The sequence below is a fragment of the Streptosporangium sp. NPDC053982 genome, from assembly GCF_055585205.1.
The window spans coordinates 235692-252072 of sequence record NZ_JBVJKQ010000007.1 but is presented as its reverse complement, the minus strand read 5'-3'; the positions used below and the strand labels follow the sequence as shown (position 1 = coordinate 252072).

Here is a 16381-nt window from a genome sequence, read left to right as displayed (position 1 = left end):
CTCAGCCGCCTCTCAGGGCGGTCGGCGGAAAATGGGGCGACCGACAGCGAAGGAGGCGGAATGCGGGTTCTCGTCGTGGAGGACGAACGGCGGATGGCTGCGGCCCTCCAGCGCGGCCTGCAGGCCGAGGGGTTCGCGGTGGACCTCGCGCACGACGGCCACGAGGGCCTGCACCTGGCCAGGCACGGCGACTACGACGTGGTCGTGCTGGACATCATGCTGCCCGGCCTGTCCGGCTACAACGTCTGCAAGGCGCTGCGGGCCGAGGAGAACTGGGTGCCGATCCTGATGCTGTCGGCCAAGGACGGCGAGTACGACATGGCCGACGGCCTCGACCTGGGCGCCGACGACTACCTGACCAAGCCGTTCTCCTACGTCGTGCTGGTGGCCAGGCTGCGGGCGCTGCTGCGGCGCGGCGCGGGCCGCCGCCCCGCGGTGCTGCGGGCGGGCGACCTGTCGCTCGACCCGGCCCGGCGGCGGGTCGCCCGGGACGAGACGCCGGTCGAGCTGACGCCCCGGGAGTTCGCGCTGCTGGAGTACCTCATGCGCCGCCGGGACGAGGTGGTGTCCAAGTCGGAGATCCTGGAGCACGTCTGGGACACCTTCGACACCGACCCCAACGTCGTCGAGGTGTACGTGGGCTACCTCCGCCGCAAGATCGACGTGCCGTTCTCCCGGAACGCGCTGCGGACCGTGCGCGGCGCCGGCTACCGGCTGTCCGGCGATGGCGGCTGACCCGCCCGCACGCGGCCCGGCCCGGCCACCCGGCGGCACGACCGGTCCGGCACGAGCGTCCGGCGCCGTGACCGGCCCGGCGCGACCGTCCGGCACCGTGACCGATCCGGTCCGGCCGCCCGGCGGCACGACCGTCCCCGCCTCCCCGCGCGGGCGGCGCACGGGCTGGTGGCGGCGCAGGAGCCTGCGCTTCCGGCTGACCGCGGTGGCCTCCGCCGTGCTCGCGGTGGCGCTGGCCTCCTCCGCCTACGTGCTGGTGGGCGTGCTCGGCCGGGCCCTGATCACCGGCACCGACGACGCGATCCACCGGCGGGCCAGGGAGGTCGTCTCGCTGGCCGACGCCGGACGGCTGCCGGTCGAGATGACCTCGCCGGACGGCGTCCTGGTGCAGGTGATCGACGCGGCGGGCCGGGTCGCCCACGCCACCCCCGGCACCGACCGGCTCCTGCCGCTGCTGGACGCCGGGGAGCGCGCCGCGGCGGTCGCGCGGGGCCGCGCCGGTTTCGTGGACGGCGGGCCGTACGGGATCCCGCACGTGCTGCGGGTCCTGGTGCTCAGCGCCGACCAGGGGCGGACGGTGATCGCCGCCCGTCCGTTCAGCGAGGTGCAGACCAGCGTCAGCACCGCCGCGCACGTGCTGCTCGTCGGAACCCCGCTGCTTCTGGTGCTGCTCGCCGGGGTGAGCTGGGTGATCATCGGCGGGACGCTGCGGCCCATCACGGCGCTGCGCCGGGGCGCGGAGGAGATCACCGACACCGCCCGCTCCCGGCGGCTGCCGGTGCCGGAGGCCCGCGACGAGGTGCACAGCCTGGCCGTCACCCTCAACGACATGCTGACCCGGCTGGAGAAGGCCGACGCCCGCCAGCGGGCCCTGGTCTCCGACGCCGCGCACGAGCTGCGCAGCCCCCTGGCCAGCATCCGCCTCCAGCTGGAGGTGGCGCTCGGCCATCCCGAGGGGCAGGACTGGCGGGAGACCGCCGAGGGCGTGCTGGAGGACACCATGCGCCTGGCCCGGCTGGCCGAGGACCTCCTCGCGCTGGCCCGGCTGGACGAACGCGGCGGCGCCCTGGCCCGCCGGGAGCCGGTGGAGCTGGACCGGCTGATCCTCCAGACCGTCGAACGGTACGGCGACGCCGTCACGGTCCGGATCGCCCCCGCCCCGGACGGCCGCTCCACGGACCGGATCCGCCGGGACGAGCCCTTCGACGGGCGGCGTGATCCGGACGTCCGTCTCCCCGGCCGGGACCGCCCGGACGGGCGGCCGTCCGATCAGGAGTGCCCGGACGACGCGATCGCGGTGACCGGGGACGCGCTCGACCTGGGACGGGTGCTGGTCAACCTGGTGGACAACGCGCTGCGGCACAACGTCTCGCCGGTCGTGGTCGAGCTGCGCGCAGAAGGGGCCGACGCCGTGCTGACCGTCACCGACGACGGCCCCGGCATCCCCGAGGCCGACCGGGAACGGGTCTTCGACCGCTTCACCCGCCTGGACAGCGCCCGCAGCCGCGACCACGGCGGCGCCGGGCTGGGCCTGGCGATCGTCCGGGAGACCGTGCACGCCCACGGCGGCGCGGTCACCCTGGAGGACGCCGCCCCGGGCCTGCGCGCGGTCGTCCGCCTCCCGCTGTCCTAGCCGCGGACTTTCGTGGCGGAATCCGCTGGGCCTGATCGCCTGTATGAGAAACGCGCTGGTGAGGCGGAAGGCTCACTCGGGACGGGAGTCCGCGGCCAGCGCGGTGACCAGACCGTCGAGCCCGCCGAAGACCCGCGCCAGGCCCAGATGGTCACCGTAGTCGCGGGACTCGACGATGACGCCGTCGCGCACCCGTGACACGAAGACGCATGGCAGCTCGAAAAGACGACCGGCCATCGAGCCGACGTAGCTGAACTCGAAGACGACCACCTCGGGGTCGGCCGTCTCGTGGACATGGCCCACGGGCTCGAACCGGTCGGGCCGCCGTGCCTGGGCCGGCCCCTCGGCGAAGTGCCGGCGCAGTTCGGCGCGGGTGCGCAGCGGCGTGTCGCCCAGCGGCGCGAACGGGTGCCGGACGTCGGTCCGCTCGGCGTACAGGCCGGCCAGATGGTCGAGCTCGGCCTCCCGCTCGCGCTCGGTGAGCCCGCCGGCGATCAGGCGGCTGACTCCCGCGGCGACGGCCTGGACGACCTCTGTCGGTGTGCACGGCTGCGGCATGGGATCCTCCGGAGGTAACCGTAGTCTGGACTTCGGAAAACGTACCGTAGTCCAGACTACGGTTAAAGCCCCGAAATGAGATCAGCGATCACGAGGAGGCCGGATGCGGCAGGACGCACGGGAGAACCGGGAACGGATCCTGGCCGCGGCGGAGGCGGTGTTCGGGGAACACGGCGCCGCCGGATCGACCGAGGAGGTGGCCCGGCGAGCCGCCGTCAGCATCGCCACGGTCTTCCGCCACTTCCCGACCAAGGAGGAGCTGGTAGAGGCGGCGCTGCTGCGGCATTTCGAGCTGCTCACCGGCCAGGCCCACGCGCTCATCGCCGACGCCGACCCGGCCGTGGCATGGCGCGTCCTCATACGGACGATGATCAAGACTGGTGCCACCAAACTCACCCTCGTCTCCCTGGTGGCCGACCGCGACGAGTTCCCCGCCGGCGCCGTCGCCGCGTCGGACCGGTTGAAGTCCGTGGTCGGCGAGATCCTGCGCCGGGGGCAGGACGCCGGGGCCGTGCGGCCCTCGGTCACGGTCGAGGAGGTCTACCTGCTCATCCGTGGCCTGGCCCAGGCATCGGCGACGACGCGGACCCCGCCCGACACCCTGGACCGCGCCGTCGACGTCGTGCTCGCCGGCCTGGCGGGGCCCGGCCGGCCGGCGCCCGCTCCCGCCTGACCCGCCGTACGCGGGACCGGGAGGAACCCCGCCGCGATCGGGCGGCCCGGGCCCGACCGGCTCCCGGGAACCTCTCCGCCGCACCCCGTGCCGCTCCTGGTCCTCCCCCGGGGCGTTCCGGGGCTCCTCCCCGTGGTGACCCGGACCGTAGAGTCGGGGGTGCGCGCCGTACCCCACCTTTCGCCCCCCGCGCCGACCCGAAGGAGACCCGCGTGAGCCTGCCGGAAAAAGGCCGTGACATCGAGGACGTGCTCGCCGAGATCGGCCGGCTCAGGGAGGACGACCTGCCGGTGCGCGGGGGCCGGGTGACCGCCTACGTCTACGACACCGGCCGGCCGGAGGTGCACGAGGCCGCGGCCCGCGCCTACTTCGAGATGCTGGAGGTCAACACCCTCGACCCGACGGCGTTCCCGAGCGTGGTGGAGATGGAGCGGCAGGTGGTCGGCGCGGTGGCCGGCCTGCTCGGCGGCGGTCACGGCGTCTTCACCAGCGGCGGCACCGAGTCGATCATGCTGGCGGTGAAGGCGGCGCGCGACTCCCGGCCGGTCGCGGGCCGGCCGCGGATGGCGGTGCCGGTCACCGCGCACCCGGCGTTCCACAAGGCCGCGCACTACCTCGGGGTGGCGGTGGACGCCGTGCCGGTGGACCCGGTGACGTTCCGGGCTTCCCCGGCGGCGGTGGAGGCGGCGATCACCCCCGACACGGTGCTGGTGGTCGCCTCGGCGCCGTCCTACCCGCAGGGCGTGGTGGACCCGGTCGCCGAGATCGCCGCGACGGCCGCCGCGCGCGGCGTGCTCTGCCACGTGGACGCCTGCGTCGGCGGGTGGCTGCTGCCGTGGCTGCGCGAGGCCGGGGCGCACGTCCCGCCGTTCGACATGTCGGTGCCGGGGGTCACCTCGCTCTCCTGCGACCTGCACAAGTTCGGTTACGCCCCCAAGGGCGCCTCGGTGGTGCTGTTCGCCGACCCGGCGCTGCGGCGCGCGGCGTACTTCGCGTCGGCGTCCTGGCCCGGTTACACGATCATCAACGCGACCGTGCAGAGCTCGAAGTCCGCCGGCCCGCTGGGCGGGGCCTGGGCCACCCTGCAGGCCCTCGGCCGGGACGGCTACCTGGAGCTGGGCCGGGCGACGCTGGCGGCGGCCCGCAGGCTGCGCGAGGGCGTCGCGGCGATCGACGGCCTGCGGGTGCTCGGCGACCCGGACTCGGCCCTGGTCGCCTTCGGCCCCGAGGACCCGGACGCCCCGGACGGCCCGGACGTGTTCGTGCTGGCCGACGAGGCGAGGAAGCGCGGCTGGTTCCTGCAGCCGCAGCTGTCCTACGCGGGCATCCCGGCCAACCTGCACGTCACGGTCACCGGGGTGACCCTGCGCGGGGTGGACGCGATGCTGGAGGTGATCTCCGAGTGCGCGGCGGCGGCGCGGCGGCGCGGGCCCGTAGAACTGCCGGAGGGCCTGGTGGAGCTGGTGGCCGGGCTCGACCTGGACGCGCTGGACGACGCGGCCTTCGCCGAGCTGGCCGCCGCCGTCGGGGCGGACCTCCGCGGCGGGTCGGGCCGCCCGGAGATGGCGGTGGTCAACGCCGTGCTGGACGCCCTGCCCGCCGACCGGCGCGAGGCGGTGCTCGTCCGGTTCCTGTCGGTCCTCTACTCCTGACGACGGTCCGCCGTACGTCTCCGCTCCCGACGGGCGCGCGGGCCGTACAGCGCAGACCGTAGCGCGGGCCGTGCGGTGCGGGCCGTACGGCGTGGGCCGTGCGGTGCGGGCCGTACGGCGTGGGCCGTGCGGTGCGGGCCGTACGGCGTGGGTCTCAGGCGCCGGTCCGTTCCCGCAGGGCGGTGACGGCGGACAGGGCTGCGCGGGCGGAGGCCGCGTCGTGGACCCGGAAGACCCGCGCGCCCTGCCAGGCGGAGACGGCGAGGGTGGCGAGGGTGCCGGCGTGGCGCCGCTCGACCGGCAGGCCGCCGAGGGTCTCGCCGACGAAGTCCTTGTTGGAGACGGCGACCAGCACCGGCCAGCCGGTGGCGACCATCTCGTGCAGGCGGCGGCCGACCTCCAGGGAGTGCCAGGTGTTCTTGCCGAAGTCATGGGCCGGGTCGATGAGGATCGACTCCCTGGCGACCCCGGCGGCGACCGCGCGCTCGGCGAGGCCGACGGTGTAGCCGATGACGTCGGCGACCACGTCGTCGTAGGCGACGCGGTGCGGGCGGGTACGGGGGACGGCGCGCCCGGCGTGGGCGCAGACCAGCCCGATGCCGTGTTCGGCGGCGACGCCGGCGAGGTCGGGGTCCACCCCGCCCCAGGTGTCGTTGAGCAGGTCGGCGCCCGCGCGTGCGACGACCGCGCCGACCTCGGCGCGCCAGGTGTCGACGCTGATGATCAGATCGGGGTGGCGCTCGCGGACCGCGGCGACCAGACCGGCCACCCGGCGGATCTCCTCGGCCGGGTCCACCTCGTCCCCGGGACCCGCCTTGACCCCGCCGATGTCCACGATGTCGGCGCCGCCGGCGACGGCGGCGTCCACCGCGTCCAGGGCCGCCGCGAAGCCGTACGTTCTGCCCCTGTCGAAGAACGAGTCGGGGGTGCGGTTGACCACCGCCATGATCGCGAATTCGCCGGGCCGGAACTCACGGCCGCGCAGGCGCAGGGTGTTCATCGGGGCCGAGCCTATCGCCCGGAGCCGGAGAGGCCGGCGCTCCCACCTGCGCCGCCTCTGGGGGATGTCGTACGGAAGACCTCTTCGTCAGGAGACCGGCCCACATCCGGTCACCGGGGTCTTCGTCAGGCGGCCGACCCACCTTCGGCCACCGACAGGAACTCCTGGGCGAGGGCGGGCAGCCGCCGTCGCGCGTGGATGAGGGCGATCACCCGGCGGACCGAGGGGTCGAGGGAGCGGACCCGCAGCCCGGCCCGGAGGGCCTGGTCGGCCATCCCCCGGTACCACAGCAGCGAGGCCGCGCCTGAGCGGACCGTGTTCAGCCAGTTGCCGCGCTCGTCGAGCTGTACGGCGGGCACGGGGGCGACGCCGTACTTGGCGAAGAGCGCGTCGAACTCCCTGCGCCGGGCGCTGCCGGGCACCGGCAGGACCAGCCGCATGCCGTTGAGCCGGTTCATCGGCACCGGGTCGGGCAGCTCGACGCCGGGCGGGGAGATCAGCACGATCTCCTGGCGCTCCAGCGGGTGGCTGACCAGGTCGGCGGGGACGGGCAGGTCGGTCAGGCCGAGGTCGGCCCGCTGGTCCCGGACGGCGTTGACCACGCCGTCGCGCCCGTCGCAGCGGACGATGTGCACCCGTACCCCGGGACGCTCGGCGGTGTAGGCGGGCAGGAGGCGGCCGGCCAGCCCCGGCTCCAGGCTGGGGGTGGAGGCGATGCGCAGTTCGGTGTCGGACGTTTGGCCATGGGCGGACAACTCCTCGATCTCGCGGACGGCGTCGAGTGCCTCCCGGGCGAGCTTGACCACCCGGCGGCCCTGCGCCGTGACGACCACGCCCCGCCCCGAGCGGGCGAACAACGTCATTCCGAGTTCTCGTTCCAGATCCCTGATCGCCCGCGACAGGGCGGGCTGCGCGATGTACAGCGACTTGGCCGCGTCGGTCATGGTGCGATGCTCCGCTGTCGCGACCACGTAGCGGAGCTGCTGCAGATTCATGCCTTGAAGCTAGGACACGCGAACCCGCTCAGTCCGGTACATCACTGAGATCACCTCGGATGATTCCGGAATGTAATTGATTGCGGCTACATCCGTGACGGATGATAAATCAGTATGCTTACGCCCCAAATTCCAGAATGATCCCGATCTACGGGTCACAGGGGACAGATGGTTTACGGGGAGACAGCGTGACAGGCAACGGGCAATTCCCTCCGCCGCCGCCTCAGCCACAGGGACATCCGCACCCGCCACCGCAGGCCTGGGCCTCCACCCCTCCCCCGGGGTCGCCCCAGGCCCCGCCGCCGGGGTACCCGCCCCAGGGCCCTCCACCGCAGGGACCGCCTCCGGGGCCTCCGCCGGGGCAGGCCGGACCCGGGGGTTACGGCCATCCGTACGGGGGTCCGGATGTGCCCGTTTCCCCGCCGCAGCAGGGGCGCCCGCCCCAGCCGTTCCCCCCGCGGCCGACCGCCCCGGGGCACTTCCCGTCGCCGGAGCACCCGGGAACGGGGCGCTCGGGTCCGGGGCACCCGGGTACGACCCACCCTCCTCAGGGCCGGCCGCCGCAGGGACATCCGGCACATGGACACCCGGCGCAGGGACGTCCTCCGCGGACGCCTCCGGCGCCGGGGTACCCGCCCCGGCCGGTCCAGGGGCCTCCGCCGCAGTCGTTCCTCCCGACGGCTCCGCAGTCGTACCCTCCGGCCGCCCCGCAGTCGTCCCCTCAGCCGTTCCCGCAACCGGTTCCACCGCAGGGACCGCCACAGGGACAGCCGCAGGGGCCGCCGCCGTACGGCATGCCGCCCGCGCCGCCCATGCCGCCGCCCGCCCCCCTCCAGGGCCCCTCGCCCTACCCCCAGTGGCAGCCGCCGCGCCGCCGTTCCAACGCCGGCGCGGTCATCGGCGGGCTCTTCGGGGCGATCGCGGTCGCGTTCGTCGGGCTCATCGTGGTCGGCGCGGTCATCCGTGGCGGCCACCGCTCCGACCCGATCTCGCCGGTCGCCCTCCCCACCTTCACCCCGTACGAGGCGCGGACGAGCGAGCCTGCCGACCCGACGCCCACGGAGACGGACTCACCCGAGCCCACCACGGGCAGCACGGGCGCCGCCGACACCTCCGGCGACTCCCAGGCCTCCGAGAACACGACGGACACGACGGACGCCCAGCCCCGGAGGGTGCTGAACACCAGTCTCAAGAACAACACCCTCTACCGCGCCGGGGGCCTGCCCCGGGTCTCCTGCCCCGCCGGGTCGGCGAACCTCTATGACAACGCCCAGCTCAAGTCAGTGATCATGAAGACGTCCCGGTGTCTGGACAAGGGCTGGTCGCAGATCCTGCGGCAGCAGGGCATCGAATGGCGGAGGCCGGGTTACGCCCTCACCTCCACCAGGGGGCGCGGCGCGTGCGGGGACTTCCCCTCGGCCGGCAGCATCGTGCCGTACTACTGCCCCCGCAACGAGACGATCTACGCCTCGACCTCCGCCATGGTGCGGGGCTCGGGCCGTTCCCTGGGGTACGGCCAGCTCACGAACTGGCACGGCGGGATCGTCAGCATGATGGCCCACGAGTACGGCCACCACGTCCAGCAGCTCTCGGGCCTGTCGAACACCTGGTGGCAGCAGAGCCTGCGTTCCAGCAGCAGGAGCGGCAGGCTGGCTCTGAGCCGCAGGTTCGAGCTGCAGGCCACCTGCTTCGGCGCGATGTTCATGCGCTCTGTCTCGGCGACCTATCCGGTCACCCCCGCCCGGCGCAACACCCTCTACTACTTCTACTCCCGCGTGGGCGACTGGGCGGGCGCCCCCCGCGACCACGGCTCCCCCGCCAACAACAACCGCTGGTTCCGCCAGGGCTACGAGAAGAACAAGACCTTCCAGTGCAACACCTGGCTGGCTCCGGCGTCCACGACGTCCTGACCGTCGCCATGCCTTCGGCCTCCGTTAACCGCTACTTGATCATGTGTCTGTCATGTACCGGTATGGGAGCTAGAATCCTGGCAAATTTCGTGTAAGCAGGGAATCTTGGCTGTTTTGCCAGACGGGCCGGGATGAACCATAGGAAGCGGTGTGACGATGCACCTTGGGCAGGACTCGGGGGACGGCGCAGCCGAGGGCGGGCAACGACGCACCCGGCAGCGTGACGCGGCCCCCGGAACACCCGCAGAAACCCCCGGAACATCCCCAGGCCCGCACGATCCCTCCGGCGCGCCGGGCGCGCACGGAGCATCGGCCGCGCACGGAGCATCGGCCGCGCACGGAGCATCGGCCGCGCACGGAGCATCGGCCGCGCACGGAGCACCGGGCTCCGGCCCGCACGGCACGCCGGCCGCGCCTCCGGACGGCCCCGCCGATCCGGAGAAGACCCGGGCCTTCCGGAAGGTCCGGAACGGCACGGCCCCGCAGGGCGGAGCGGTCCCGCCGGGCCCGCTGAACGGCGGCCCGGGAGGCTCCGGAGCACCGGGCGTCCCGGGGCAGCCGCCCGGCCCCCAGGACAAGCTCGTCGCCGGAACGCCCTCGCCGCAGGCCGCCCCCGCCGGACCGGCCGCGGGGCAGCCCGCGGTGACGGCCTCGGCGGGAGGTCCCTCCTCCGCGCCCGGATCGGGATCCTCCCCCTCGTCCGGCTCAGGGCCCTCTCCCGCGTCCGGCTCGGGCCCGGCCGCCCCCGAGGCCCCCGGCGGAGCCTCCGGGAAGCGGACCCCCGGGACGGCCGGCTCCGGGAAGGCGGCCCCCGGGAAACGGATGCGGTTCGCCAGGCCGCTGACGGCCGCCTCGATCGTCGGCTGGACCGCGCTGTCGGCGATCCTCCCGGGCGCGGCGCACCTGCGCTCCGGACGGCGCCGCATCGGGTACATCCTGCTCGGCGTCTTCGCCGCGCTGCTGGTGGCGGCGCTGGTCACCGGGCTCACCCTGTCGAACAACGTCGGTTTCTTCACCCGGGACAGCACGCTGGCGGGTCTGGTGGCCCTGACCGGGGTGGGCGCGCTCGCCTGGTTCCTGCTGGTGCTCTTCTCCTACATCACCCTCGGCCCGAACCGGCTGAAGGGCCGGGACCAGATCGTCTCCGGCGTCGCGGCCGGGGTGCTGTGCGTGTCGGTGATGGCGCCGTTCGGATACGCCGCGAGCAGCGTGCTGGCCGTCAAGGACACGGCCAACGCCATCTTCCAGAGCCAGGAGACGGCGAACCCGACGGCCGCGCCGATCAAGGAGGAGGATCCCTGGGCCGGCCACTCCCGGGTGAACTTCCTGCTCGTCGGCGGTGACGCCGCGGGCAACCGCACCGGCGTACGGACCGACAGCATGACCGTGGCCAGCATCGACGTCGCGAGCGGCAACACGGTGCTGTTCAGCCTCCCGCGCAACCTGCAGCACGTCCGCTTCCGGCCCGGCACCCCGCTGGCCAAGCGGTTCCCCAACGGCTACATGGCCGAGCTGCCCAACGGCGGCCTGCTCAACGAGATCTGGCAGTACGCCGAGGACAACCCCGACCTCGTGCACGGCAAGGACGGGCAGCGCGGCCCCAAGGCCCTGATGGAGACCATCGGCTACACGCTCAACCTGAAGATCGACTACTACGCCCTGATCAACATGTACGGCTTCGCCCACCTCGTGGACGCCATCGGCGGCCTGAAGATCCGGGTGGACCACGACATCCGCTGGGGCGGCCACTTCGGCACGGCCGGCACGATCAAGGCGGGTCACCGGACGCTCTCCGGCGAGGAGGCCCTCTGGTACGGGCGCTCCCGGGTGGACAGCGACGACTTCTCCCGGATGAGCCGGCAGCGGTGCGTCATCGGCGCCTTCGCCCAGCAGGCCACGCCGCAGGTCGTGCTGACCAACTTCATCAAGATCGCACAGGCCGCCAAGAAGCTCGCCACCACGAACATCCCCCGCGAGCTGCTCGACCCGCTGACCGAACTGGCCCTGAAGGTGAAGGGCGCGAAGATCACCAGTCTCCAGTTCGTGCCGCCGGAGTTCTACAGCGGCGCGCCCGACTGGGCGAAGATCCGCACCGCGACCGCGCGGGCGCTGCGCCAGTCGGTCCGGCCCGCCCGCGGCGCCCAGGCCGCGGGCGCCACCGCCTCTCCGGCCGACGGGACGTCCTCGGCCGGAGTGGGCGGGACCACCCCGGAGCCCGGGGTGAGCGGCACCACGCCCACGCCCACGCCGTCCAGGTCGGGGGTGGGTGCCAGGCCGAGCCAGACCCCCACCCGGAACGGCAGCGCCTCGGCGCAGTCCCTGTCGGAGACCTGCGGGCTCTGACGCCCGGCGGAACCCGCCGCCGCCGGTCCTGTCCCGTGGCCCGGCCCCCTCCCGGGGGCCGGGCCACGGCCTTTCCCACCCGGTCCCCACCGGCCGCACGCCACCGCACCGCCGTACGACCGCCGTACGCCCCTCGCACGCATCGCCGTACGACCGCGGCGCGCGGGACGATGGGAAGGACCGGCGGCCGGTCAGGCCGCCGCCGCCCGCCGGGGCAGCAGCGCGAAGGCGCCGAGGTAGAGCAGCCCCGCCACGATCAGCAGGCCCCGGTAGCCGACGACCAGCGCCAGGTATTCCAGGCAGCCGCCGGCCATCGCGCCCAGCAGGTTCGCGCCGAAGGCGGTCGTGCCGTCGTGCGAGCCGGCGAACCGCTTGGCGAAGACCACGTTGGCCGCGAAGATCGGCAGGAACGCCACGATCACGGCGGTCACCGCCCGCAGCGGCAGCGGCAGTCCCAGCAGCCAGAAGTCGGGCACCAGCCAGGCCAGGACCAGCCCGGCGAGGAGAACGCCGTACATGACGGGCAGCGGCGGGACCGGGAAGCGGCGCGTCACCTCCACGGCGGCGAGCACCGCGACCAGCACCCCGGCGAACACCACCGCGTTGACCACCCAGGTCGTGCCGAACAGCAGCGCGAACCCGGTGACGCTCTTGGTCTCCAGCAGCATGAACGCCACGCCCAGCAGGAACAGGTCGGCGTACGGGCGCATCCTGCGGTACGGCCCGGCGACCGCCCGGACGGCGAGCAGGCTCACGAGCAGGATCAGGAGCAGGGTGACGACGTAGATCTGCGGGATCGTGCGGTCCTTGAGGTACAGGAAGGGCCGGTCGTCGTCGCTCGGCGGCGGGGTCCCGGCGGCGGCGCCCGTCCACCGGGCGCCGCAGGCCTGGTCGGCGGCGGTGAGCCCGGCGGTGATCACGGCCTGCTGCCCGGCCTGGCTGACCACGTCCACGCAGGGCTCATGGCCGAAGGCGGCCTGCGCGGTGGCGGCGAGCCGGTCGACCAGCCAGCCCTCGCGGTAGTAGTTGTACATCGAGAAGGTGCCGCCGGGCTTGAGATGGTCCCTGGCGGCCTCCATGGCCTGCCGGGTGAACAGGTAGCTCTCCAGCCGCAGCGAGCTGGCGCCGGAGACCAGGGTCAGCGAGTCGGGCAGGGCGAACAGGATCAGGTCGTACTTCTTCCCGGTGCGCTCCAGGTGGGCGCGGCCGTCGGTGATGACGGTGGTGACCCGGGGGTCGGCGTAGGGCCGGTCGGGGTGGTAGGTCGCGCCGAGCTCGCGGAGTTTGGGGTCGATCTCCACGGCGTCCACGTGTTTCGCGCCCTTGGCCAGCGCGATCGCCACGTCGGTGCCGCTGCCCGCGCCGACGATCAGCACGTCGTCGAGCCGGTGGGCGGCCGACCTCTCGTACGGCAGGGCGTACTGCCGCTCCCACGACAGCCGCTCGCGCGCCGGGATGGCCTGCTGGTGCGGGATGCCGTTGACCTGGATGTCCATCACGGGGACGCCCTGCCACCGGAAGCGGTCGTAGGTCACCTTGTAGTACGGCGACCACAGCGCCCCGGCGGTGAGCGTCTCGACGGCGAGCGCGCCGACGACGACCAGCGACGGCACGAGCACCGCGACCCTGCCGCCGAGCCCGCGCGGCCACAGCAACGCGACGTAGGCGGCCGCGGCGATCACCCCCCACACCACCGGCGGGGCGCCGAGGAACGACAGCGCGGTGAACAGGGCGATGCCGGTGAGGCTGCCGACCAGGTCGTAGCGGTACGCCTCCAGCCGGTCCAGTTCGGGGAAGCAGCGGCCGACCAGCTCGGCCGGGCCCATCAGCACGACCGCGGCCGCGACGAAGATCAGCGGCAGGATCAGCCACGGGGGCGGGCCGGTGGTGTTCAGGCTGGTCCAGTACAGGACGCCCTCGGTGTCGCGGTCCACCGTGACCGGGAACCGCAGGATCACCAGCACCAGTACGGCCAGCGCGATCGCCGAGTAGTACGGCGGGCGGGTCGTGCGCCCCACCCGCAGGAAACCCAGCCCGATTCCAAGGAAGGACCCCAGAAGGACAAAATTCGTGAAATAACTCAAATGCACGATATTCGAGCCGGTCCACCGGATCAGCGCCAGCTCCAGGAAAAGCATGAACGCGCTGGCCGCGACCAGCCTGGGCCGGGTGGCGAGCCAGTGCCGGGGAAAGGCGTCGGAATGCGGTGATGGCGTGGTCTCCGCCGCTGTGGTCATGCCGGACAACCTAGTGACCGCCGTGCTCCCGCGGAAGGAAAACTGCTCCGGCGATTTGCCGGTGTAAACGGGAGAAGATGCCGGTCGGGGTTGTTATGAAAGGCTGGACGCGCCCGGCGGAAATGGAGGAATGTGGGATGGCCCATTCCTTCGGCTCCCCGGTGGTGCGTCATGCGCGTCCTCATCCAGCTCCGCCCCTCCCCCGACGTCGTCGCGGCCGTGGCCGACCCCGGCGCGACCGCGACCACGGCCGACGTCGCCGACGGCCTGCCCGGCGTCGCGCTGGACCACTCCTTCACCCCGGTCGCCGTCCCGCGCCCCGTTCCGGCGACCGGCGGCGACCCGCTGTCGCTGAACCAGGCGCTGACCTTCTCGCTCGCCGCCGAGGACGCCACCGTGATGGTCCGCGGCGAGATCTCCGACGACGAGCTGTCCACCCGCATGACGCTGCTGCCCGCGCTGCACCGCGACGTCGTGGCGGTCTTCGCCGACCCCGTCATCGAGCCCAACCCCACCTGCGGCGGCGACGGCCCGGTGGGCGACTGGCACGACGTGGAGCGGTTGCTGGACGTCGCCGGGCTGGGCGCCGAGGGCATGGACGGCTCCGGCGTCGCCCTCGCCGTACTGGACACCGGCGTCAACACCGCCCACGTCACCCGCCGCCTCGGCCGCGACCTCACCCTGGACGCCGCGCGGAGCTGGAACCCCGACGGGGTGGACGGCACGCCGGGAGGGTTCCCCGTCGACCACGGCTCGATGTGCGCGTTCGACGCGCTGATCGCCGCGCCGCGCGCCACCCTGCTCGACCTGCCCGTGCTGCTGTCGCGAAGGCCGGGCGGCTCGGCCATGGACGGCATGCTGTCGGACGCGGTGGCCGCCTTCGCCCACCTGCGCACCGTCCTTGCGGCGCAGCCCGCCGAGTCGCGGGCCCTGGTGATCACCAACAGCTGGGGGTCGTTCTCACCGCGCTGGGACTTCCCCGTCGGCCACCCCGGCAACTACTCCGACAACCCCGCCCACCCCTTCAACCTCATCGTCTCCAGCCTGGAGCAGGCCGGGGCCGACGTGCTGTTCGCCGCGGGCAACTGCGGGCGCGAGTGCCGCGACAGCCGGTGCGCCTACCCGGACCGGCCGATCACGGGCGCCAACTCCCACCCGGGTGTGCTGTCCATCGGCGGGGTGGACACCGCCGGGGAACGGGTCGGCTACTCCTCCCAGGGCCCCGGCCGGCTCGCCTCCCGCAAGCCCGACATCTGCTCCTACACCCACTTCTCCGGCTCCGGGGCCTTCGGCGACCGCGAACCCGACTCCGGCACCTCGGCCGCCTGCCCGGTCGCCGCCGGGGTGGTCGCGGCCGTGCGCACGGTGTGGCCGGCCTCCCGGCTCGCCCCGGCGCAGCTGCGCACCCTGCTGCGCCGTACCGCGGACGACCGCAGCGACGTCGGGTTCGACTTCGACTACGGCTACGGCGTCATCGACACCGCGGGAGTGGCCGCCTCGCTGCGGCGCAGGGCCGCGCGCGTGGCGTGAGGACCGCGCGCATGGCGTGAGGACCGCGCGCATGGCGTGAGCCGTTCATGGCGTGAGCCGTGCGCACGGCCGGGGACGGCTCCAGGGCTCAGACGAGCGTGCGCTTGCCGTACACGTTGGCCAGGCGCCCGCCCGTCACGCCCGAGGCGAAGCCGAAGCACAGCCGGACGTCCCCCGGGCCGGGGACGTGGATCGCCATGCCCTCCGGCTCGCGGAAGTCGACGTCGGCGCCGTCGATGACGAACCGCCGCTCGACGACGTTCCCGGTCCGCCAGTCGACGCACGTCAGATGGGTGTTGCCCGGCGCGCCGCCGGAGGTGCCCTCCAGCAGGTACAGGTATGAGCCGTAGGTGGCGAACCCCTGGAAGGAGAAGCCGAGGGCCGGCTGGGCGGCCACGGCGAGCGGTTCGTAGCGGTGGCGCCGGACGTCCGCCAGGTCGTACAGCGCGTAGCGGAACGTGCCGTCGAGGCGGTGCCGCACGACGAGACGGCGGTGGACGGGGTCGGTCCCGCAGGTCGTGCGGTCCGCCCCGGGCACGGGGACGTGCCGCGCGAGCTCGGGCGAGTCCCGGGTGAGCACCGCCCCGTCGGCGAACCGGAACCGGCAGAGCCGGGACCCCCAGCCGCTGACCCCGTCGTCGCTGACCGCGTCGGTCTCGGTCCACAGGAAGGCGCCGCCCCCGACGGGTTCCACGCCGATCTGCACGCCGTGCCCGAAGCCGAGCAGGTACATGTGGCCGGTCTCGCGGCCGGCGCGGTCGAGGCGGGTGAGGCACAGGTCGCCGTTCAGGGCACGGGCGGAGCCGCTGACCGGTTCGGCCTCGCCGGGCAGCCGTCGGCCGCCCTGGACGAGCTGCACGACGTAGAGGTGTCCGTTGACGTCGTCGAAGGCGAACGACTGCATGACGGTCGCGTCGTGCAGGGGCACGGGACCGAGCAGCCTCTCCCCCGGCGCGGCGCAGTCGAAGCGGGGGCTCGGCGGCAGGGCGGCCGGGGCGGAACGCGGCGCGGTGGCGGTGGCGGTGGCGGTGGCCGCCGCGGCGGCGCCGGTTCCGAGGAGGGCGGCGCCCACCGCGGCGCCGGTGGTCAGGAAGGAACGTCGGGTCTGCATGGGG

Annotated in this window: 12 protein-coding genes; 7 read left to right on the top strand and 5 right to left on the bottom strand. The window is 73.8% G+C overall.

Annotated features, from left to right (window positions below; translation table 11 throughout):
- Positions 1-60: 60 nt before the first annotated feature.
- Together ACZ6W9_RS14715 and ACZ6W9_RS14710 are read left to right on the top strand one after the other, a co-directional pair.
- Positions 61-735 carry a response regulator transcription factor gene (locus tag ACZ6W9_RS14715; RefSeq protein ID WP_389963243.1) on the top strand — a complete coding sequence of 225 codons (675 nt, stop codon included), beginning with the start codon at positions 61-63 and terminating at the stop codon, positions 733-735.
- 97 nt (positions 736-832) lie between these two features.
- Complete coding sequence (locus ACZ6W9_RS14710) at positions 833-2368, top strand: sensor histidine kinase (RefSeq protein ID WP_389963240.1); 1536 nt, start codon at positions 833-835, stop codon at positions 2366-2368.
- 72 nt (positions 2369-2440) lie between these two features.
- Here ACZ6W9_RS14710 and ACZ6W9_RS14705 read toward each other — a convergent pair whose 3' ends face one another.
- The gene (locus ACZ6W9_RS14705; RefSeq protein ID WP_389963237.1) at positions 2441-2926 is read right to left on the bottom strand and encodes a nuclear transport factor 2 family protein; all 486 of its coding nucleotides are present in this window, start codon (positions 2924-2926) and stop codon (positions 2441-2443) included.
- 103 nt (positions 2927-3029) lie between these two features.
- Between ACZ6W9_RS14705 and ACZ6W9_RS14700 the strand changes: the two genes are divergently transcribed.
- Positions 3030-3599: a TetR/AcrR family transcriptional regulator gene (locus tag ACZ6W9_RS14700; protein ID WP_389963234.1), complete on the top strand. Its 570-nt coding sequence runs from the start codon at positions 3030-3032 to the stop codon at positions 3597-3599.
- Positions 3600-3811: 212 nt separating this feature from the next.
- A complete protein-coding gene (locus ACZ6W9_RS14695; protein WP_389963230.1) occupies positions 3812-5251 on the top strand; it encodes a pyridoxal phosphate-dependent decarboxylase family protein in 1440 nt (479 codons plus the stop codon).
- Positions 5252-5405: 154 nt separating this feature from the next.
- On the opposite strand, the gene folP is transcribed toward ACZ6W9_RS14695, so the two are convergent.
- Positions 5406-6251, bottom strand: coding sequence for a dihydropteroate synthase (gene folP / locus ACZ6W9_RS14690; protein ID WP_362944995.1), 846 nt, complete (start codon positions 6249-6251; stop codon positions 5406-5408).
- Between the two features lie 125 nt (positions 6252-6376).
- The gene (locus ACZ6W9_RS14685; protein WP_389963227.1) at positions 6377-7246 is read right to left on the bottom strand and encodes a LysR family transcriptional regulator; all 870 of its coding nucleotides are present in this window, start codon (positions 7244-7246) and stop codon (positions 6377-6379) included.
- A gap of 794 nt (positions 7247-8040) precedes the next feature.
- Between ACZ6W9_RS14685 and ACZ6W9_RS14680 the strand changes: the two genes are divergently transcribed.
- Positions 8041-9156: a neutral zinc metallopeptidase gene (locus ACZ6W9_RS14680; RefSeq protein WP_470118102.1), complete on the top strand. Its 1116-nt coding sequence runs from the start codon at positions 8041-8043 to the stop codon at positions 9154-9156.
- An 822-nt stretch (positions 9157-9978) separates the two neighbouring features.
- Positions 9979-11499, top strand: a complete 1521-nt coding sequence (locus ACZ6W9_RS14675; protein ID WP_389963221.1) for an LCP family protein — start codon at positions 9979-9981, stop codon at positions 11497-11499.
- Positions 11500-11690: 191 nt separating this feature from the next.
- Here the strand turns inward: ACZ6W9_RS14675 and ACZ6W9_RS14670 are convergent, their stop codons facing one another.
- The gene (locus ACZ6W9_RS14670; protein WP_470118100.1) at positions 11691-13736 is read right to left on the bottom strand and encodes a spermine/spermidine synthase domain-containing protein; all 2046 of its coding nucleotides are present in this window, start codon (positions 13734-13736) and stop codon (positions 11691-11693) included.
- Between the two features lie 171 nt (positions 13737-13907).
- On the opposite strand from ACZ6W9_RS14670, the gene ACZ6W9_RS14665 reads away from it, so the two are divergent.
- Positions 13908-15266: a S8 family serine peptidase gene (locus ACZ6W9_RS14665; protein ID WP_389963215.1), complete on the top strand. Its 1359-nt coding sequence runs from the start codon at positions 13908-13910 to the stop codon at positions 15264-15266.
- An 88-nt stretch (positions 15267-15354) separates the two neighbouring features.
- Here ACZ6W9_RS14665 and ACZ6W9_RS14660 read toward each other — a convergent pair whose 3' ends face one another.
- Complete coding sequence (locus ACZ6W9_RS14660; RefSeq protein WP_470118098.1) at positions 15355-16377, bottom strand: phage baseplate protein; 1023 nt, start codon at positions 16375-16377, stop codon at positions 15355-15357.
- Positions 16378-16381 lie beyond the last annotated feature (4 nt).